The 16,908-nt window shown below is 55.3% G+C and carries 14 protein-coding genes, 3 tRNA genes and 1 pseudogene; 11 read left to right on the forward strand and 7 right to left on the reverse strand.

Features of this window, described 5'->3' with window-relative positions:
* Positions 1-71: 71 nt before the first annotated feature.
* Both rimI and DAQ1742_RS03310 read right to left on the reverse strand, forming a co-directional pair.
* Positions 72-536, reverse strand: coding sequence for a ribosomal protein S18-alanine N-acetyltransferase (rimI, locus tag DAQ1742_RS03305; protein ID WP_232046585.1), 465 nt, complete (start codon positions 534-536; stop codon positions 72-74).
* Positions 484-918, reverse strand: coding sequence for a DNA polymerase III subunit psi (locus tag DAQ1742_RS03310; protein ID WP_035339840.1), 435 nt, complete (start codon positions 916-918; stop codon positions 484-486). Before DAQ1742_RS03310 ends, rimI begins: the two co-directional genes overlap by 53 nt.
* Positions 919-1,059: 141 nt before the next feature.
* Here DAQ1742_RS03310 and rsmC point away from each other — a divergent pair, with 141 nt between their 5' ends.
* The 4 genes from rsmC (at position 1,060) to DAQ1742_RS03330 (ending at position 2,658) form a co-directional block, all read left to right on the forward strand.
* Entirely contained in the window at positions 1,060-2,088 is a 1,029-nt protein-coding gene (rsmC, locus tag DAQ1742_RS03315) for a 16S rRNA (guanine(1207)-N(2))-methyltransferase RsmC (RefSeq protein WP_035345727.1), read from the forward strand.
* A 216-nt stretch (positions 2,089-2,304) separates the two neighbouring features.
* A tRNA-Leu gene (locus DAQ1742_RS03320) sits at positions 2,305-2,390 on the forward strand.
* 33 nt (positions 2,391-2,423) lie between these two features.
* Positions 2,424-2,509: transfer RNA gene (locus tag DAQ1742_RS03325), tRNA-Leu, on the forward strand.
* Between the two features lie 63 nt (positions 2,510-2,572).
* A tRNA-Leu gene (locus DAQ1742_RS03330) sits at positions 2,573-2,658 on the forward strand.
* A gap of 103 nt (positions 2,659-2,761) precedes the next feature.
* Here DAQ1742_RS03330 and DAQ1742_RS03335 read toward each other — a convergent pair.
* The gene (locus DAQ1742_RS03335; RefSeq protein WP_035339842.1) at positions 2,762-3,049 is read right to left on the reverse strand and encodes a DUF1435 family protein; all 288 of its coding nucleotides are present in this window, start codon (positions 3,047-3,049) and stop codon (positions 2,762-2,764) included.
* A 168-nt stretch (positions 3,050-3,217) separates the two neighbouring features.
* Positions 3,218-4,111, reverse strand: coding sequence for a LysR family transcriptional regulator (locus DAQ1742_RS03340; RefSeq protein ID WP_035339844.1), 894 nt, complete (start codon positions 4,109-4,111; stop codon positions 3,218-3,220).
* A gap of 117 nt (positions 4,112-4,228) precedes the next feature.
* Here DAQ1742_RS03340 and budA point away from each other — a divergent pair.
* A pseudogene (gene budA, locus DAQ1742_RS03345) lies at positions 4,229-5,010 on the forward strand (acetolactate decarboxylase).
* Between the two features lie 65 nt (positions 5,011-5,075).
* Complete coding sequence (gene alsS, locus DAQ1742_RS03350) at positions 5,076-6,755, forward strand: acetolactate synthase AlsS (protein ID WP_180706311.1); 1,680 nt, start codon at positions 5,076-5,078, stop codon at positions 6,753-6,755.
* Positions 6,756-6,981: 226 nt separating this feature from the next.
* Here alsS and fucO read toward each other — a convergent pair whose 3' ends face one another.
* Positions 6,982-8,133 carry a lactaldehyde reductase gene (gene fucO, locus DAQ1742_RS03355; protein WP_035339850.1) on the reverse strand — a complete coding sequence of 384 codons (1,152 nt, stop codon included), beginning with the start codon at positions 8,131-8,133 and terminating at the stop codon, positions 6,982-6,984.
* Between the two features lie 551 nt (positions 8,134-8,684).
* Here fucO and gcvT point away from each other — a divergent pair.
* The 4 genes from gcvT (at position 8,685) to DAQ1742_RS03375 (ending at position 14,010) form a co-directional block, all read left to right on the forward strand.
* Positions 8,685-9,785 (forward strand): glycine cleavage system aminomethyltransferase GcvT, encoded by a 1,101-nt coding sequence (gene gcvT, locus DAQ1742_RS03360; RefSeq protein ID WP_035339852.1) that lies wholly within the window; start codon positions 8,685-8,687, stop codon positions 9,783-9,785.
* A 30-nt stretch (positions 9,786-9,815) separates the two neighbouring features.
* Complete coding sequence (gene gcvH, locus DAQ1742_RS03365; RefSeq protein ID WP_035339854.1) at positions 9,816-10,223, forward strand: glycine cleavage system protein GcvH; 408 nt, start codon at positions 9,816-9,818, stop codon at positions 10,221-10,223.
* Between the two features lie 150 nt (positions 10,224-10,373).
* Entirely contained in the window at positions 10,374-13,244 is a 2,871-nt protein-coding gene (gene gcvP / locus DAQ1742_RS03370; protein WP_035339856.1) for an aminomethyl-transferring glycine dehydrogenase, read from the forward strand.
* A 124-nt stretch (positions 13,245-13,368) separates the two neighbouring features.
* Entirely contained in the window at positions 13,369-14,010 is a 642-nt protein-coding gene (locus DAQ1742_RS03375) for a LysE family translocator (RefSeq protein ID WP_035339858.1), read from the forward strand.
* 71 nt (positions 14,011-14,081) lie between these two features.
* On the opposite strand, the gene DAQ1742_RS03380 is transcribed toward DAQ1742_RS03375, so the two are convergent.
* Positions 14,082-14,690, reverse strand: coding sequence for an HD domain-containing protein (locus DAQ1742_RS03380; protein WP_035339860.1), 609 nt, complete (start codon positions 14,688-14,690; stop codon positions 14,082-14,084).
* Between the two features lie 206 nt (positions 14,691-14,896).
* Here DAQ1742_RS03380 and trhA point away from each other — a divergent pair, with 206 nt between their 5' ends.
* Entirely contained in the window at positions 14,897-15,547 is a 651-nt protein-coding gene (trhA, locus tag DAQ1742_RS03385) for a PAQR family membrane homeostasis protein TrhA (RefSeq protein ID WP_035339863.1), read from the forward strand.
* Positions 15,548-15,649: 102 nt separating this feature from the next.
* Here trhA and ygfZ read toward each other — a convergent pair whose 3' ends face one another.
* Positions 15,650-16,630, reverse strand: a complete 981-nt coding sequence (gene ygfZ, locus DAQ1742_RS03390) for a tRNA-modifying protein YgfZ (protein WP_035339865.1) — start codon at positions 16,628-16,630, stop codon at positions 15,650-15,652.
* Between the last annotated feature and the right edge of the window lie 278 nt (positions 16,631-16,908).

Consider the following 16,908-nt stretch of genomic DNA (forward strand, 5'->3'; position numbering starts at 1 on the left):
AATATCGCCGCATATTAATTGAGAATGATTTCCATTTCAAATTATCACAGCCATCCCGCCCTGTGCGCGGGTTAGCCCAAGGGCAGCGCCATAATAATCGCGTCTTCCCGCCCGGTGGCTGTGGGGTAATAGTTGCGCCGTACCGAAACTTCATTAAAGCCGAGGGATTGATACAGCGCGATGGCACGCGCGTTAGAAGCACGCACTTCCAGCCACAGCGTCAGCACCTCCCGTTGCTCCAGTTCGGCTATCAGGTGCTCCAGCAACTGACGCCCGTAGCCGTGGCGCTGGTACGTTGGGGCTACCGCGATGTTGAACAGCGTGGCTTCATCCACCACCACCTGGGTGATGGCGTAGGCCACCAGTTGCTGGTCATGGCACAGTTTCAGGTTGAGGTAACGCTCGCCCTGATTGCTGGCAAAGGTTGCTTCACTCCAGGGAAAGGCATGGCTCTGGCATTCAATGGCAAAAGCGGCCGCCAGATCAGGTTGGGTCAGTATTGAGAGCGTTGTGGTCGGCATGGAAGGCTTGTTCATGGTGACAGATCTGTTGCCACAGGGCGCGTTTCGCCCCGGCATCATGGTAAAGCTCGGTCAGAGCCGGGCTGGTCAGGTGTACGCCATGCCACTGTTCAGTGGCGGGCAGGCCCAGCCACCAACAGTGGCAGCGGGTGTGTTCAGGCAGCATTTCCACCTGGCGCGGGGTCAGGCTGACGACTTGCGTATGGTTAAGGCACAGGCTGCGCACCACGTCTTGCACCAGCGGATCATCGTTGGCCGGCAGCGGGTCGCTGATTATCAGTAACTGTGCGGCAGGTGGCAGGCTGATGGCTATCTCGCCTTTGAGCACTGATGGACGGCGCAAATTCCATTGCGTTATCCCCAGTTGCTCCAGCAGCCTGTCTCGTCTTGATGTCATGCCTTACTCCGTGCGCGATGCTCAGGGTGTGTGGATAGCAGATAACGGTGCGTGATTGTGCGCCGCTATGCTAACAAATCGCTGAACATGCGCCAACAAACCACTATAATCGCCGCTCAGTTTATTGAGGAGCCACACCTGATGTCAGCATTAACCCCCGCCAGTGAAGTGATACTGCGCCACAGTGATGAATTTGTTACCCGCCGGGTGCTGTTTGCCGGTGACTTGCAGGACACCCTGCCTGCCCATTTTGACGCGAGCACCGTCACTGTGCACACCATGCAGTACCACCACTGGCAGTCGTTACAGGCGGCGCTGGGGGAGCAGGCGCACTTTTCGCTGCTGGCGACACCGGACATGGTGGCCGGGTGCGATACCCTTGTCTACTACTGGCCGAAAAGCAAACAGGAAGCACAGTTCCAGTTGTTTAACCTGTTGTCACTGTTGCCGGTGGGCTGTGAAATTTTCGTCGTCGGTGAGAACCGCAGCGGGGTGCGCAGCGCCGAAGCTATTCTGGAGCCGTTTGCGCCACTCAATAAAATCGACAGCGCCCGCCGCTGTGGCTTATATCACGGTCGCCTGGAAACGCAGGCAACATTCTCGCACGAGGAGTGGTGGCACCAGTATGATGTTGACGGTGTGGCGGTACGTACCCTGCCGGGTGTGTTCAGCCGTGATGGTCTGGACGTCGGTAGCCAGTTGCTGCTCTCGACGCTGGAGCCGCATCGCCGTGGCAAGGTGCTGGATCTCGCCTGTGGTGCCGGGGTGCTGGCGGCGGCCTTTGCGCGTATTTCGCCGAAAATTCGCCTGACGCTGAGTGATGTCGGTGCGGCGGCGCTGGAAGCCAGCCGGGCGACCCTCGAGGCCAATGGTCTGGAAGGGCAAGTGGTCGAAAGCAACGTCTATTCGAACATTCAGGGGCGTTTTGATCTGATCATCTCTAACCCGCCGTTCCATGATGGTATGCAAACCAGCCTGCACGCCGCAGAAATGATGATTCGCGGTGCAGCTTCTCACCTGAACATGGAAGGCGAGCTGCGTATTGTCGCCAACGCCTTTCTGCCTTACCCGGCGCTGCTTGATGAAACCTTCGGCAGTCACGAAGTGCTGGCACAAACCGGGCGTTTTAAGGTGTATCGCGCCGTCCTGCGCCGCCATAAACACCGTTAATCCATACGTCAACGCGTGTCGCCCGGCGGGTGCCGGGCAACGCTTGTGCCCAGCCATTGCATAGCGTGTCTAAGGCTTTCAATCGGTTCTGTTTTGCCGGGTGCTGTTTTTTACGGCAAATACGGATGCGGGATGGAAATAATGATTGACCTTGGTGCGAAAATCTCTAGAATGCGCCTCCGTGGTGGCATTATGTGACGTAATGTTGCTGGGTTTGCGAAGGTGGCGGAATTGGTAGACGCGCTAGCTTCAGGTGTTAGTGTCCTTCGGACGTGAGGGTTCAAGTCCCTCTCTTCGCACCATAATCACCACGAAATTTGTATCACTCAGTACCTGCGAAGGTGGCGGAATTGGTAGACGCGCTAGCTTCAGGTGTTAGTGTCCTTCGGACGTGAGGGTTCAAGTCCCTCTCTTCGCACCACTGGGATACACATTGAGTCAGTTCTAAAGCAGTGCCTTTTAGCAGTACCGTAGTTTACACAGTGCGAAGGTGGCGGAATTGGTAGACGCGCTAGCTTCAGGTGTTAGTGTCCTTCGGACGTGAGGGTTCAAGTCCCTCTCTTCGCACCAATATTTCCGGTAAATTCCCTTCAATTCATTATTCATACCGCTGGCCTTTGCCGCGCCGCAGTTAGCGATATATCAACGTATTCGTCTCAATAACCCAAGACCGTTAACTTATTCTCATCAGCGTGACAGAGAGTGCTGCCAGGCCGCCTGCCAGAGCAATACAGGAAGGCAGCAGCAGGTAGTGGCGCAGGCGATGATGAAACAGCATGCTTAACGTGATGAGCATGGCCAGCATGCAGATGCATTTCAGATGCGTCAGATTCAGCGCGGGTAAGGCCAGTAATGGCATCAGCGCGGCTGGCAGCAACACCCCCCAGGCGCTCGACAGGCGTTTACCGAAATACCAGCTTACTCCCCATAGCCCGCAGGCAGCTATCATGGCGGTCAGCATTGTGGTGGTTCCGTGATGATAATGATAACCAATATCATATATAAGATTTCATGCCAGACAACCGCGCAGGCCATGATTTAGCCCGGCAGAGCGATAACTGACTCATCGGTAACAGGAAATAATTTATTCGCAGGCCTGCCGTACCATTGCGGCAGGCAGGCTGGCTGATCAGCGATGGTTCAGGTGATGTCGCACCAGTTGCAGCATATTCATTAACGTGGCGCTGTGGTCGTGTTTACGCCAGATAACCGCGATTTGCGTGGTCAGATGCAATTCACCGGTATCGTGATAGGTGACGTTGCCGGTCTGGATGCTGGAAAGTGATTCAGGCACGAAAGTAATGCCGAAACCGGATGCCACCATGCTGATGGTGGCGGTGATGTGCGGAGCCAGCGGGTTAATGGCGGGCTGGTAACCCGACAGGTAACAGGCGCGCACAATCATGTCATGCAGGCTGGGGCAGAGTTCACGCGGGAAAATGATCAACGGTTCACGCTGCAATTGACTCAATGTGACGTGAGTTTGCTGGCTGAGGGGATGGTGCTCCGGCAGAACCAGTTGCATCGGCTCGTTGACCAGCAACTCGCCCTCAAACTCATCGCCGATATCACTGGGCAGGCGTACAAAGGCAACGTCCGTGGTGCGGTTGCGCAGGCTTTCCAGGATTTGGTCAATATGTTCTTCCCTGGGTTGCAGACGCACATGCGGGTAACGCTGGCGGTAGTGCTGCAACAAGGTGAGGACCATTGGATGGAATGTCACGGCACAAGAAAAGCCGACATTAATGATTCCATGCTCGCCACGGGCAATGCTGCGCACCCGCTCCAGCGCTGAGTCGGTCAGTTCCAGAATATGGCTGGCATCCTGAAACAGCGCTTCGCCAGCTTCGGTCATCTCCACGCCGCGCGTCAGGCGTTTGAAAAGCGGTGTGCCGACTTCTCTTTCAAGCTTTTGAATTTGCTGACTTAACGGCGGCTGCGAAATGCCCAGTAATTCTGCTGCGCGGGTAAAATGCCGGGTTGAGGCCACTGCGACAAAATAGCGCAAATAACGTAACTCCATATATTTTCGATCTCCAAATGGCCACCTTTCTGTATTGGAACTTTGGTGTGACGCACGTCAATATTCAAGCGAAACATTAAAAAAATTTAAGTTGCCAATCGTCAGAAAGGAAAGAATATGAAAGAGGTCAACTGTGTCGATCCTTGTGTTGCGGAACTGGCCAGCTTTGCACTTCATCATCAGAAACAGCATCCAGAGAGCGTTATCTATCAGACCTCATTAATGAGCGGCCTGATTAATGGTCTCTATGAAGGACAGACAACCATGTCGGAATTGCTGGAGCACGGCGATTTTGGATTAGGGACATTTAACGGTCTGGATGGTGAACTGGTGGCGCTTAACAGCCGTATTTTCCAGTTACGCGAAGATGGCAGCGCCCGTGCGGCGCAGCCCCATCAGAAAACGCCTTTTGCGGTGATGACGTTTTTCCGGCCAACAGAACAGGTTCGTTTTACCCAGGCCATTCGCCGTGAGGCGATTCATCAGCGTATTAACGATTTTATTGCAACCGACAATCTGTTTTGCGCCCTGCGGATAGATGGCCATTTTAGCCATGTTGAAACCCGCACGGTGCCCCGCCAGGAACGCCCTTATAAACCGATGCTGGAAGCGGTTGCCCAACAGCCTACGTTCCATTTTGAACACTGTCAGGGTAGCGCCATCGGTTTTCGTAGTCCTGCTTATGTGCAGGGGATTAATGTGGCCGGTTATCACGAACATTTCATTACCGATAACCGTCAAGGCGGCGGGCATATTCTGGATTACCAACTCGAAGAAGGCGTGCTGACATTCGGCACGATTGCCAAACTGGTGATTGACCTTCCCCGTGACCGGGATTTTCTCAATGCCAATTTATCCCCGAAGATCTCGACCAGGTGATTCACTCGGTCGAGAGCTAACGCGAGAGCGTGCACCAGTCAGAGACTCAAAGTAAAAGCACATCGTTACGCAGAGGATAAACATGATGGAAAATAGGGATTATCAACAGCACTGGTCGAGTGGGGCGGAGCTGATTGTTAAGCATCTTGAACAACAAGGCGTGAATTATGTCTTTGGTATCCCGGGTGCCAAAATAGACCGCGTATTCGATGCACTGGAAGACTCGCCGATTCAAACCATTGCCGTGCGCCACGAAGCCAACGGCGCATTTATGGCTGCGGCCATCGGTCGCCTGACCGGGAAAGCGGGGGTGACGCTGGTGACATCCGGGCCGGGTTGCTCCAATCTGGTGACGGGACTTGCGACCGCTACGGCAGAAGGCGACCCGCTGGTCGCACTGGGGGGGCGGGTGAAACGCGCCGATCGCTTAAAGCTTACTCACCAAAGCCTCGATACGGTAAGCCTGTTTCAGCCGGTGAGTAAATACAGCGCGGAAATCACCGTGTCATCGGCCATTTCAGAAGTGATGGCCAATGCGTTTCGCGCGGCGGAATTTGGCCGTCCTGGGGCGGCATTTATTAGCCTGCCTGAAGATATCGTCAACGAGCCTGTGACCAGCGCCGTGTTGGCCCGTCGTGCGCTGCCAACGTTAAACAGCGCACCACAGGCGGATGTAGACCGCGTGGTCAGCCTGATAAAGCAAGCGAAAAACCCCATCTTGCTGCTGGGGTTGATGGCCAGTCAGCCGAAAAATGCCGAGGCGCTGCGCCGCTTGCTGCATCAGAGTCGTTTACCGGTCACCAGCACCTATCAGGCCGCCGGTGTTATCGATCAACAACATTTTGACCACTTTGCCGGACGCGTTGGGCTATTTAACAATCAGGCCGGTGACAAGCTATTACAGCAGGCTGATTTGATTGTCACCGTCGGCTACAGCCCGGTTGAGTATGCACCTGCACTGTGGAACAGCGGTAATGCGACGCTGGTGCATATTGATGTGCTTCCCGCCGAGGTCGAGAGCGCCTATCGCCCGGATGTTGAACTGGTCGGTGACATCAGCATCACCGTTGACATGCTCAATCAGCAATTACGCTCACCGATAGCGCTTTCCTCAGGCGCACAGCAGATTCTGGCTGAACGCAGTCAGTTGCGTCATCAACTGGCCACCCGGGCGATTAACATGGAGGGCTTTGCCATTCACCCTCTGCGGCTGGTGCGGGTGATGCAGGATCTGGTGAATCAGGATGTGACGCTGTGTGTGGATATGGGCAGCTTTCATATCTGGCTGGCGCGTTATCTCTACAGCTTCCGCGCCCGCCAGATTTTGATGACCAACGGCCAGCAAACTATGGGGGTGGCCCTGCCGTGGGCGATTGCGGCTGCGCTGGTAAACCCGAAACAGAAAGTGGTGTCGGTATCCGGTGATGGCGGGTTTATGCAGTCGAGCATGGAGCTGGAAACTGCCGTGCGCTTAAACGCCAATATCCTGCACATCATTTGGGTGGATAACGCCTATAACATGGTGGCGATTCAGGAAGAGAAAAAGTATCAGCGTACATCCGGTGTTACCTTCGGGCCGATTGATTTCAAAGCCTATGCCGAGGCGTTTGGCGCGAAAGGGTTCGCCGTGGAGTCGGCCGGTGAGCTGGTGCCCAAGCTTTGGCAGGCGATGGAAGTGGATGGCCCGGCTGTTATCGCCATTCCGGTGGATTACTCAGATAACCACTACCTGATGGAGAATGTGAATATCAGCCAGCTTATCTGAACAGGTTCCCTACCTGCTGCATCGATAGCGTGCAGCCTTTGAGCCACTCTGCCGTGACGCCGATCATCTGACTGCCACGGCAGAGCTTTCGCTCTACGCGTCCTGACACTCCGACACGGGGCTCTGCCCCTGCCATACACCGCCAGGTGTTGCAGGGCGAAGCCTGAGACTGGCTGGACGCGCCTTTTTTTCTGTGAACAGCAGCGAATCAGTAAATTGACTGGTGTCAGTAAATTGACCGATAGAGCGCCGCAATCTCTTGCACACTGGCTGGCCGAGGATTACCGCCGGTGCAGACATCGTCAAAGGCGGCCTGCGCCAGCGCCGGAATGTCTTGCTCTTTGACGCCAACCTGACGCAAGCGCGGCGGAATATCCACATCCCGCGCCAGTTGGGTGACGGCATCAATCGCAGCGGCTCTGGCGTGTGCCAGCGGCAGCGTCGCGGCCTCTTTTACCCCCATCGCCTGCGCAATCGCACGGTACTTTTCACCGGTGTAATCGGCATTCCAGGCCATAATGTGCGGCAGCAGAATCGCGTTCGCCACCCCGTGTGGCGTGTTGTAGAACGCTCCCAGCGGATGCGCCATACCGTGCACCAGCCCCAATCCCACATTAGAAAAGCCCATTCCGGCGATGTATTGACCCAGCGCCATGTCTTCAACGCCTTTAGCGTGGCCCGCTACCGAATCACGCAGTGAGCGGCTGATTATCTCAATGGCTTTTAAATGCAGCATGTCGGTCAACTCCCAGGCCGCACGGGTGGTAAAGCCTTCGATGGCGTGGGTGAGTGCGTCAATACCGGTCGCCGCTTTAAGAGAGGCGGGCATAGAGCGCATCATGTCGGCATCAATAAACGACACCATCGGAATGTCGTGCGGGTCAACGCAAACAAATTTGCGCCGTTTCTCTTCATCGGTGATGACGTAGTTGATGGTCACTTCCGCGGCGGTGCCGGAGGTGGTCGGAATGGCGAAAATCGGCACGCTGGGTTTGCGCGTGGCGGCGACCCCTTCGAGGCTGCGCACGTCGGCAAATTCCGGGTTGTTGATAATAATGCCGATGGCCTTGCAGGTATCCTGCGGTGAGCCGCCGCCGATGGCAATCAAATAGTCAGCCCCCGAGTCTTGAAAACACCTGACACCTTGGTGAACAACGGCAATGGTCGGGTTGGGGATAACGCCGTCGTAGACCTCATAAGGCAGCCCGGCGTTATCGAGCAGGCCGGTCACTTTTCCTGCGACCCCATGCGCCACCAGCGCGCTGTCTGTCACCACCAGCGCTTTATGAAAACTGCGCCGTTGCACCTCTTGCGTCAGGTGGGCAATCGCACCCTGGCCGAAGTAAGACGTCTCATTGAGTATCATTCTGTGTGTCATTATTGACTCCCCTAATTCGCTGATAACAACAATTCATTGATAAAAATAATTCGCTGATGAAAACCAGTGTGAACCTCTTATCGGGGGAACCTTCCGGTTGTTGCCATTGTTACCGGCAGGCTGGCGCTAAAGGGAAGATAGTCATGCGCCTTATCACAAAACGTCATACTGCGGTGATGTTAACGCGTGCGTAACTGACCTGAAATAATCTAATTTCAGGTTTTTTTCGCATTACTTTATCTAATTTATCGTGGTTTTTGATTATTCAATAACGCACTTCTTAATCGAATTTTTATGTATTAAATATTCATTTAATAGCAATTAATTAAAATTAAATTCTTTATTATTATCATTTTTTGGTTTTAATGGCTTTTCTCGGTTCGAGAAAGTGTGGCGGGAATGTTCTATTTTATATAGATAAACTTATGACCAAAGGTGTGGTGGCGGGCGCATTTCGGTGGTAAGTTCAACGGCAGGATAAACGTTTGCGTCGTGGGGCCTGGCGTCACAACGCGTGGCTAACAACGTAGAAAGGCGTAGAGAAGAGAAAAATGGCGAACCACACTCCGTTGTATCAACAGCATCTGGCCGATGGTGCCAAGATGGTGGACTTTCATGGCTGGATGATGCCGCTGCATTACGGCTCACAACTCGACGAACATCACATCGTGCGTAACAGCGCCGGTATGTTTGATGTGTCACACATGACCATTGTCGATTTGCGCGGCGCGCGGGTGCGCGAATTTTTACGTTATCTGCTGGCCAACGACGTCGCTAAACTGACCCAGCCAGGCAAAGCGCTTTATACCGCGATGCTGACGCCGCAAGCGGGCGTGATTGATGATTTAATCGTCTATTTTCAGCGCGAAGACTATTTCCGCCTGGTGGTGAATTCCGCCACCCGTGAGAAGGATCTGGCCTGGATTAGCGAGCACGCCAAACCGTTTAAGGTGACCCTCACCGAGCGTGAAGACCTGTCGCTGATAGCGGTGCAAGGGCCGCAGGCGCAGGAAAAGGTGCGCAGCCTGTTAAGCGCAGCACAGTGTGAACAGATAGCCGGTATGAAACCGTTCTTCGGTGTGCAGGCCGGCGAGTTATTTATTGCCACCACTGGCTATACTGGCGAAGCGGGCTACGAGATTGCCCTGCCACAGGAACAGGCGGTGAGCCTCTGGCAACAGTTGCTGGCCGCTGGCGTAAAACCCTGTGGTTTGGGCGCGCGTGACACGCTGCGTCTGGAAGCGGGCATGAACCTGTATGGTCAGGACATGGATGAAACCGTTTCGCCACTGGCCGCCAATATGGCATGGACGATTGTCTGGCAGCCGCAAGATCGTCAGTTTATCGGCCGCGAGGCGCTGGAGCGTCAGCAGGCGCAAGGCACCGAGCAACTGGTGGGACTGGTGATGACCGAGAAAGGCGTGTTGCGCCACGGTCAGACGGTGCGTTTTGCCGACAGCGACGGGGTTGTGCATGAGGGTGTCATCACCAGCGGATCATTCTCACCTACGCTGGGCGTCAGCATCGCGCTGGCCCGTGTGCCTGCGGGTATCGGTGAACAGGCAACCGTGCAGATTCGCAATCGTGAAATGCCGGTGCATGTCACCAAACCGAATTTTGTCCGCGCCGGTAAGGCGCTGGTTCAGTTTTAATTTTTTGGCTTGAGTAAGGAGAAAGTGGCAATGAGCAATGTTCCGGCTGAACTGAAATATACCTCTTCCCATGAATGGGTGATGGCAGAAGGCAACGGCGTTTACAGTGTGGGCATTACCGAGCACGCACAGGAACTGCTGGGGGATATGGTGTTTATCGACCTGCCGGAAGTGGGCAGCACGGTGAACGCGGGTGATGACTGCGCCGTGGCGGAATCGGTCAAGGCAGCCTCGGATATCTACTCTCCCCTCAGCGGTGAGATTGTGGCAATTAATGACGAGCTGGAAGGTGCGCCAGAGCTGGTGAACAGCGCTCCTTATGCCGAAGGCTGGCTGTTCCGCATCAAAGCTGCTGATGAGGCAGAACTCAATGAATTGCTGGATGCCGCAGGCTACCAGGCGTTGCTGGAAGAAGAAGACGGCGACGAAGACGAATAACGCTGTTGCCCTGCGGCCTGATGGCGGCAGGGCATGGCAGTGGCCCGCTGGTTTTGCAATCGGTTTTATTTTGTTGTCTGTTTCGGTGTGCCTGCGGCGTTTTGATGCCGTTTGCGGCATATCACTGTGCTAAATGCAGGAAATCCCCCCATGACCCAGACCCTCAGTGAACTTGAACACGCCAATGCTTTTATCGAACGTCATATCGGCCCGTCGGATAGCCAACAGCAGCACATGCTGAATGCGATTGGCGCGGACTCTCTGGCCGGGCTGATTCGCCAGATTGTGCCTGCCGATATCCAGTTGCCGCAGCCGCCAGCGGTCGGCGATGCTGCAACCGAAGCGCAGGCACTGGCTGAGCTGAAAACGATAGCCAGCCGTAACCTGCGCCATAAAAGCTATATTGGCATGGGCTATCACGCGGTGCTGACGCCACCGGTCATTTTGCGCAACGTGCTGGAAAACCCTGGCTGGTATACTGCTTATACGCCGTATCAGCCAGAGGTGTCGCAGGGGCGTCTGGAGGCGTTGCTGAATTTCCAGCAGGTCACACAGGATTTAACCGGTCTTGAACTGGCCTCGGCTTCGCTGCTTGATGAAGCGACGGCCGCAGCAGAAGCGATGGCGATGGCCAGGCGCGTGAGCAAGCTCAAGCAGGCGAACCGTTTCTTTGTCGCAGAGGATGTGCACCCGCAAACGCTGGATGTGGTGCGCACGCGCGCAGAGACCTTCGGCTTTGAGATTGTCACCGGGAAAGCGCACGAGGCGCTGGAACAAGAGGGCGTGTTCGGCGTGTTGCTGCAATACCTCGGCACCACGGGTGAGCTGCACGATTACCGTGCGCTGATGGCGGAGCTGAAAAACCGCAACATCATCACCAGTGTGGTAGCCGATATCATGGCGCTGGTGCTGCTGGCGGCACCGGGCGCGCAGGGAGCGGATATCGTGCTGGGGTCGGCACAGCGCTTCGGTGTACCGATGGGCTATGGCGGCCCGCATGCAGCGTTTTTTGCCTGCCGAGACGAATACAAACGTGCGATGCCGGGCCGCATTATCGGCGTGTCGCGCGATGCCGCCGGGAACACCGCGCTGCGCATGGCGATGCAGACCCGCGAGCAGCATATCCGCCGTGAAAAAGCCAACTCCAATATTTGTACCTCGCAGGTGTTGCTGGCGAATATTGCCGGGATGTATGCCGTGTATCACGGCCCGCAGGGGCTAAAACGCATTGCCCACCGCATTCATCGTTTCACCGATATTCTGGCCGCCGGGCTGGTGCAGCGTGGCATGACCCTGCGCCATCACACCTGGTTTGACACCCTGACCGTCGAGGTGGCCGATAAAGCGGCGTTACTGCACCGCGCCGTGAACGCGGGCATTAACCTGCGTGCCGATCTGGATGGCGCTGTCGGGATAGCGCTGGATGAAACCACCACCCGTGATGACGTACTGGCGCTGTTTGCCGTGTTACTGGGCGACAACCACGGGCTTGATATTGATACGCTCGATGCGGCGCTGAGCGATAGCGTTTCTGTTCCGGCGGCGTTACTGCGTACTGATGACATCCTGACTCACCCGGTCTTCAACCAGTATCACAGTGAAACCGAGATGATGCGCTATTTGCATCGCCTGGAGAGCAAAGATCTGGCGCTTAATCAGGCGATGATCCCGCTTGGTTCTTGCACCATGAAGCTGAATGCGGTGGCTGAAATGTTACCGATCACCTGGCCGGAATTTGCCGAACTGCACCCGTTCTGCCCGCCAGAGCAGGCGCTGGGGTATCGTCAATTGATTACCCTGTTATCCGACTGGCTGGTAAAACTGACCGGCTATGACGCCGTGTGTATGCAGCCGAACTCCGGTGCGCAGGGGGAATATGCCGGTTTGCTGGCGATCCGCCGTTATCACGAAAGCCGCAACGAAGGCGGGCGCACAATTTGCCTGATCCCAAGCTCAGCCCACGGCACCAACCCGGCATCAGCCCAGATGGCGGGAATGCAGGTGGTGGTGGTGGCGTGTGATAAGCAGGGTAACATTGACCTGCACGACCTGCGGGAAAAAGCACAGCAGGCGGGTGACACACTCTCTTGCATTATGGTGACGTACCCGTCAACGCACGGTGTGTATGAAGAAACCATCCGTGAAGTGTGCCAGATAGTGCACCAGTACGGCGGCCAGGTGTATCTGGACGGTGCCAACATGAATGCGCAGGTCGGTATCACCTCGCCGGGCTTCATTGGTGCGGATGTTTCTCACCTTAACTTGCACAAGACATTCTGTATTCCGCACGGTGGTGGCGGCCCCGGCATGGGGCCGATTGGGGTGAAAGCGCATCTGGCTCCGTTTGTGCCCGGCCATCAGGTAGTGGCGATGGACGGTGTGCTGACCCGTCAGGGGGCGGTGTCTGCCGCTCCATTTGGCAGTGCCTCGATCCTGCCTATCAGTTGGATGTACATTCGCATGATGGGGGCCGAGGGGCTTAAGCAGGCCAGTCAGGTGGCGATTCTGAATGCCAACTACGTGGCGACCCGCCTGAAAGACGCCTATCCGGTGCTGTACACCGGTCGTGATGGCAGAGTGGCGCACGAGTGTATTCTGGACATTCGCCCGCTGAAAGAGCGCACCGGCATCAGTGAAATGGATATCGCCAAACGCCTGATCGACTACGGTTTCCATGCGCCTACCATGTCATTCCCGGTAGCGGGTACGCTGATGATTGAGCCGACCGAGTCGGAAAGCCAGGTTGAGCTGGAGAGGTTTATTGATGCGATGCTGGCCATTCGTGCTGAAATTGAACAGGTTGTGGCCGGTGACTGGCCGCAGGATGATAACCCGCTGGTGAATGCGCCGCATACCCAGGCTGAGCTGGTGGCGGAATGGTCACATCCGTACAGCCGTGAGCAGGCGGTATTCCCGGCCGGTCAGGCCCATAAATATTGGCCAGCGGTGAAGCGCCTTGATGATGTCTATGGCGACCGTAACCTGTTCTGCTCCTGTGTCCCGGTAAGCGAGTATCAGTAGTTTTCACCGTATCTTGAGGGTGAAAGACACACACTCTGTAACGGGCACGACGTGAGTGGTGCCCGTTTTTTTGCGCGCCTGGGTGTGAGCGCACACAGGCATAACGAATACAAGGTGAGGAAGGATGTTAGGGATTCACGATCTGTCACTGTTTATCTTGTCTGGCATTGTACTCAATATTATGCCCGGCCCGGACTCATTACTGATAATGACAAACAGCGCCTCTCGCGGGTGGCGCGTAGGGGTGTCGGCGGCACTGGGGATTGGCTCGGGTACGCTGGTGCATGTGCTGGCAGCCGCGCTGGGGTTGTCTGCGATTCTGGCGACCTCTGCCACCGCCTTTGTGGTGGTAAAAGTGTTAGGGGCCGTGTATTTGATTTACATGGGCGTACAGGTGCTGCTGGCAAAAACGTCTGCGCTTGCCAGTGCCTTCCGGCCCACCCGCCCGGCGCAACTGTCTAAAGGTAAGATTTACTGGCAAGGGTTTCTCACCAATGTGCTAAACCCGAAAGTTGCGCTGTTTTTTCTGGCGTTTGTGCCGCAGTTTATTGACCCACAGGCCCCGCAAAAAGCGCTGGCGTTTATTGTGCTGGGGCTGATTTTCAATACCACCGGTATGCTGTGGTATCACTTCCTTGCTATCTCGACCGCGATAGCCAGTAACAGGTTTAACGTCAGCAACGTGGTGCGTTTCTGGCTGAATAAAACCATTGGTGCGCTGTTTATTTCATTAGGGGTGAAACTGGCGCTTTCGGCCAAAAATTGAGTCCGCGGGGTATGACATCGGGCGATGAGCGGCCCGATGTGCCGCTCACCATGAGAGCCAGAGCCGCCCGTTTACTGAAGCCAGCCTTTCGCCTGCGCCTCTTCCAGATGCTGTTGCAGATAACCCCACAGCGCCGGATTAATATCGCCGATAAACGCATTGCGGCTTAACACCTGTTCCAGCCGGATACCGTGCTCTACCCAGCTCTGGCCGCCGTTGTGCAGGTTCATCAGTACCGGCATCACCCGGTCAATCATCAGGGCAAAACGCGCCTCGGCGGTTTCACCGGCTTCATACTCATGCCACAGCGCCAGAAACTGATCATGTTGAGGTTGTGGCAGCAGGCCGAAAATACGTATGGCGGCCGCCTGTTCCTGCTGCTGAATAGCTTCACGGGCTTTGAGGTCATAAACCAGGACGTCCCCGGCATCAATCTCTACGATGTCATGGATCAATGCCATTTTCAGTACACGGGTGATGTCAATATCGGGCGCGGCATAAGGCGTCAGGCTCATCACCGCGACCGCAAAATGCCAGCTGTGTTCTGCCGAGTCTTCCTGTCTGTCAGTGCCAATCACCTTTGAACGGCGTTGAACGCTCTTGAGTTTGTCGATTTCCATCAGAAATTGCACGACTTCGGTCATAGGGCCGAAATCCAGCACGGGTAAAGCAGATGACATGGCTAACCTCCTGTAAGTAACCCGGTCATTGTAGAGGATGTCCCCGGTGATGAATATGCTGCGATGCGGGCTATTTATGGGCGGCCTTTATTTTAGCGTACAGGTGTACACTGGAATGGTTCTCAGCTAATCTGCGCAAAGTGTATTCAATCGTGCTTGCCGTATGGTCGGTGGACGTCTCACACATGGTAAAGAAGAGGTGAGTTATGACGAGAAAAACGCAAGCATCGGAATATTCGCTGGCAGAGGAGATTGCCAACAGCATTAGTCACGGAATTGGCTTTGTGTTGGGGGTTGTCGGGTTGGTTTTGCTGCTGGTGCAGGCCGTTAATTCCGGGGCGGATACTACTGCGATCGCCAGCTATAGCTTGTACGGCGGTAGTTTGATTTTGTTGTTCCTTGCCTCTACGCTCTACCACGCGATTGCGCATCAACGCATCAAGCGCTGGCTGAAAAAGCTGGATCACTGTGCCATATACCTGCTGATAGCAGGAACCTATACCCCATTTTTGCTGGTTGGGCTGAATTCGCCATTGGCCCATGGGCTGATGATTGCTATCTGGAGCCTGGCCCTGTCAGGCGTGATTTTTAAACTGGCCTTTGCCCACCGTTTTGAAGTGTTGTCACTGACAACTTATCTGGTAATGGGGTGGTTGTCGCTGATTGTGGTGTACCAGCTGGCGGTCAAACTCTCGGCCGGAGGCATCACACTGCTGGCGCTTGGCGGTGCAGTATATACGCTGGGCGTGGTGTTTTACGTCTGCAAACGTATTCCGTTTAATCACGCTATCTGGCACGGCTTTGTGCTGGGTGGCAGCTTGTGCCATTTTCTGGCCATCTACCTGTATGTGGCGTAACCCAGACGCGGCATGTGGTCTTCCCCACTTGGCATGAACACTTATTTCGGGGAGCGAGCCGCTCCCCGATAGCTTTTACAGGCCGTGTATTTCCGGCTCAGGCTAGTCCAGCAGTGAGTAAGGCAGCGGCTGAACCGTCAAGCGGCTGCTGCTGTCATCGCGCACCCGCAGCAGGCTTTGGGCATCCAAATCATTGTTCAGTACCGCTTGTACCCACAGCGTACCATCCTGTAACAGGCAACTTGCCAGCACCGTTCCGGTACGACGCCAGTTTTCACCTAACTGAAGCTCCAGTTCGTCACCGATGGCTGGCGTGGTAGCGGCTGTACCGGCAAGCCAGTAAAGGGCGCGTTTGTTGGCTCCCCGGTATTTGGCGCGCGCCACCATTTCCTGACCGCTATAACACCCTTTGGTAAAGCTAATGCCCTGTAATGCCTGCAAGTTAGTCGCCTGAGGAATGAACTGTGCGCTGTTCGTGCTGTCAATAATCGGGAGCCCGGCTTCAATGTCCAGCGCCAGCCACTGGCGGCTGTCATTGGCCTGAAGCGCAGGCAGCAGGGCTTCGTTCAGCGTTTGTGCGCGCCCGGAGCTGAGTATCAGCAAAAAGCGCTCGGCGGGCTGGGCGAGGTAGAGCAGTGTGGCTCCCGGCTGTTGCACCACCGTGTTATCGGCGTCGGGTAATGTATCGAACACCCCGGCCAGATGTTCACGGATATTCAGGCCTGCGGCTCCCAGCAGTACCACGCTGTCGTCAGCGCTCAGGGTGGTTTTGGAAAATACCGCGTACTTCTTCAGTTCCGACAGTTGTGAGTCACGCAGGCTGCGGCGCTCCAGATAAGCCAGTCCCTCGCCATAATGGAACAGGCGCAGAGTGCTCCACATTTTTCCTTTGGCATCACAATGGCCGCATAAAACATGCTGGCTGTCAGTCAGGGCAGCCACATCAGCCGTAAGCTGACCCTGAAGGTATTTGACGGTATCCGGCCCGGTCAGTGTAATCAGCGCCCAGTCATCCAGTGCTATCAAGGTGGCGGGCAATTGGGTGCAAGGGAACAACGGTTGTGCGGTAAACGTATGAGCCATATTACAATCCTGCGATGCGTAATGTCAGCGGTTGCCCAATGGTAAAAGAGCGACAAGGGTTTGCAAGCAATTTAGGCGGTGTTTTTTCACTTTGGAAGGGAGAGGGGAGGGTGTTGTGAAAAGCACGCTATCAGACGGTCATCTCTGCGACAGGATACGCATTTCTGACGGTGTACCTGTAAAATGGTACGCACGGTAATACGCGAGAATATGTCAAAGTGTTACTCTTAATCGAAGACCATCAGGTAGAATGAGTAAAACGCCGATGATTTTCAATT

Origin of the sequence: Dickeya aquatica (genome assembly GCF_900095885.1) — a bacterium.
GTDB lineage: Bacteria > Pseudomonadota > Gammaproteobacteria > Enterobacterales > Enterobacteriaceae > Dickeya > Dickeya aquatica.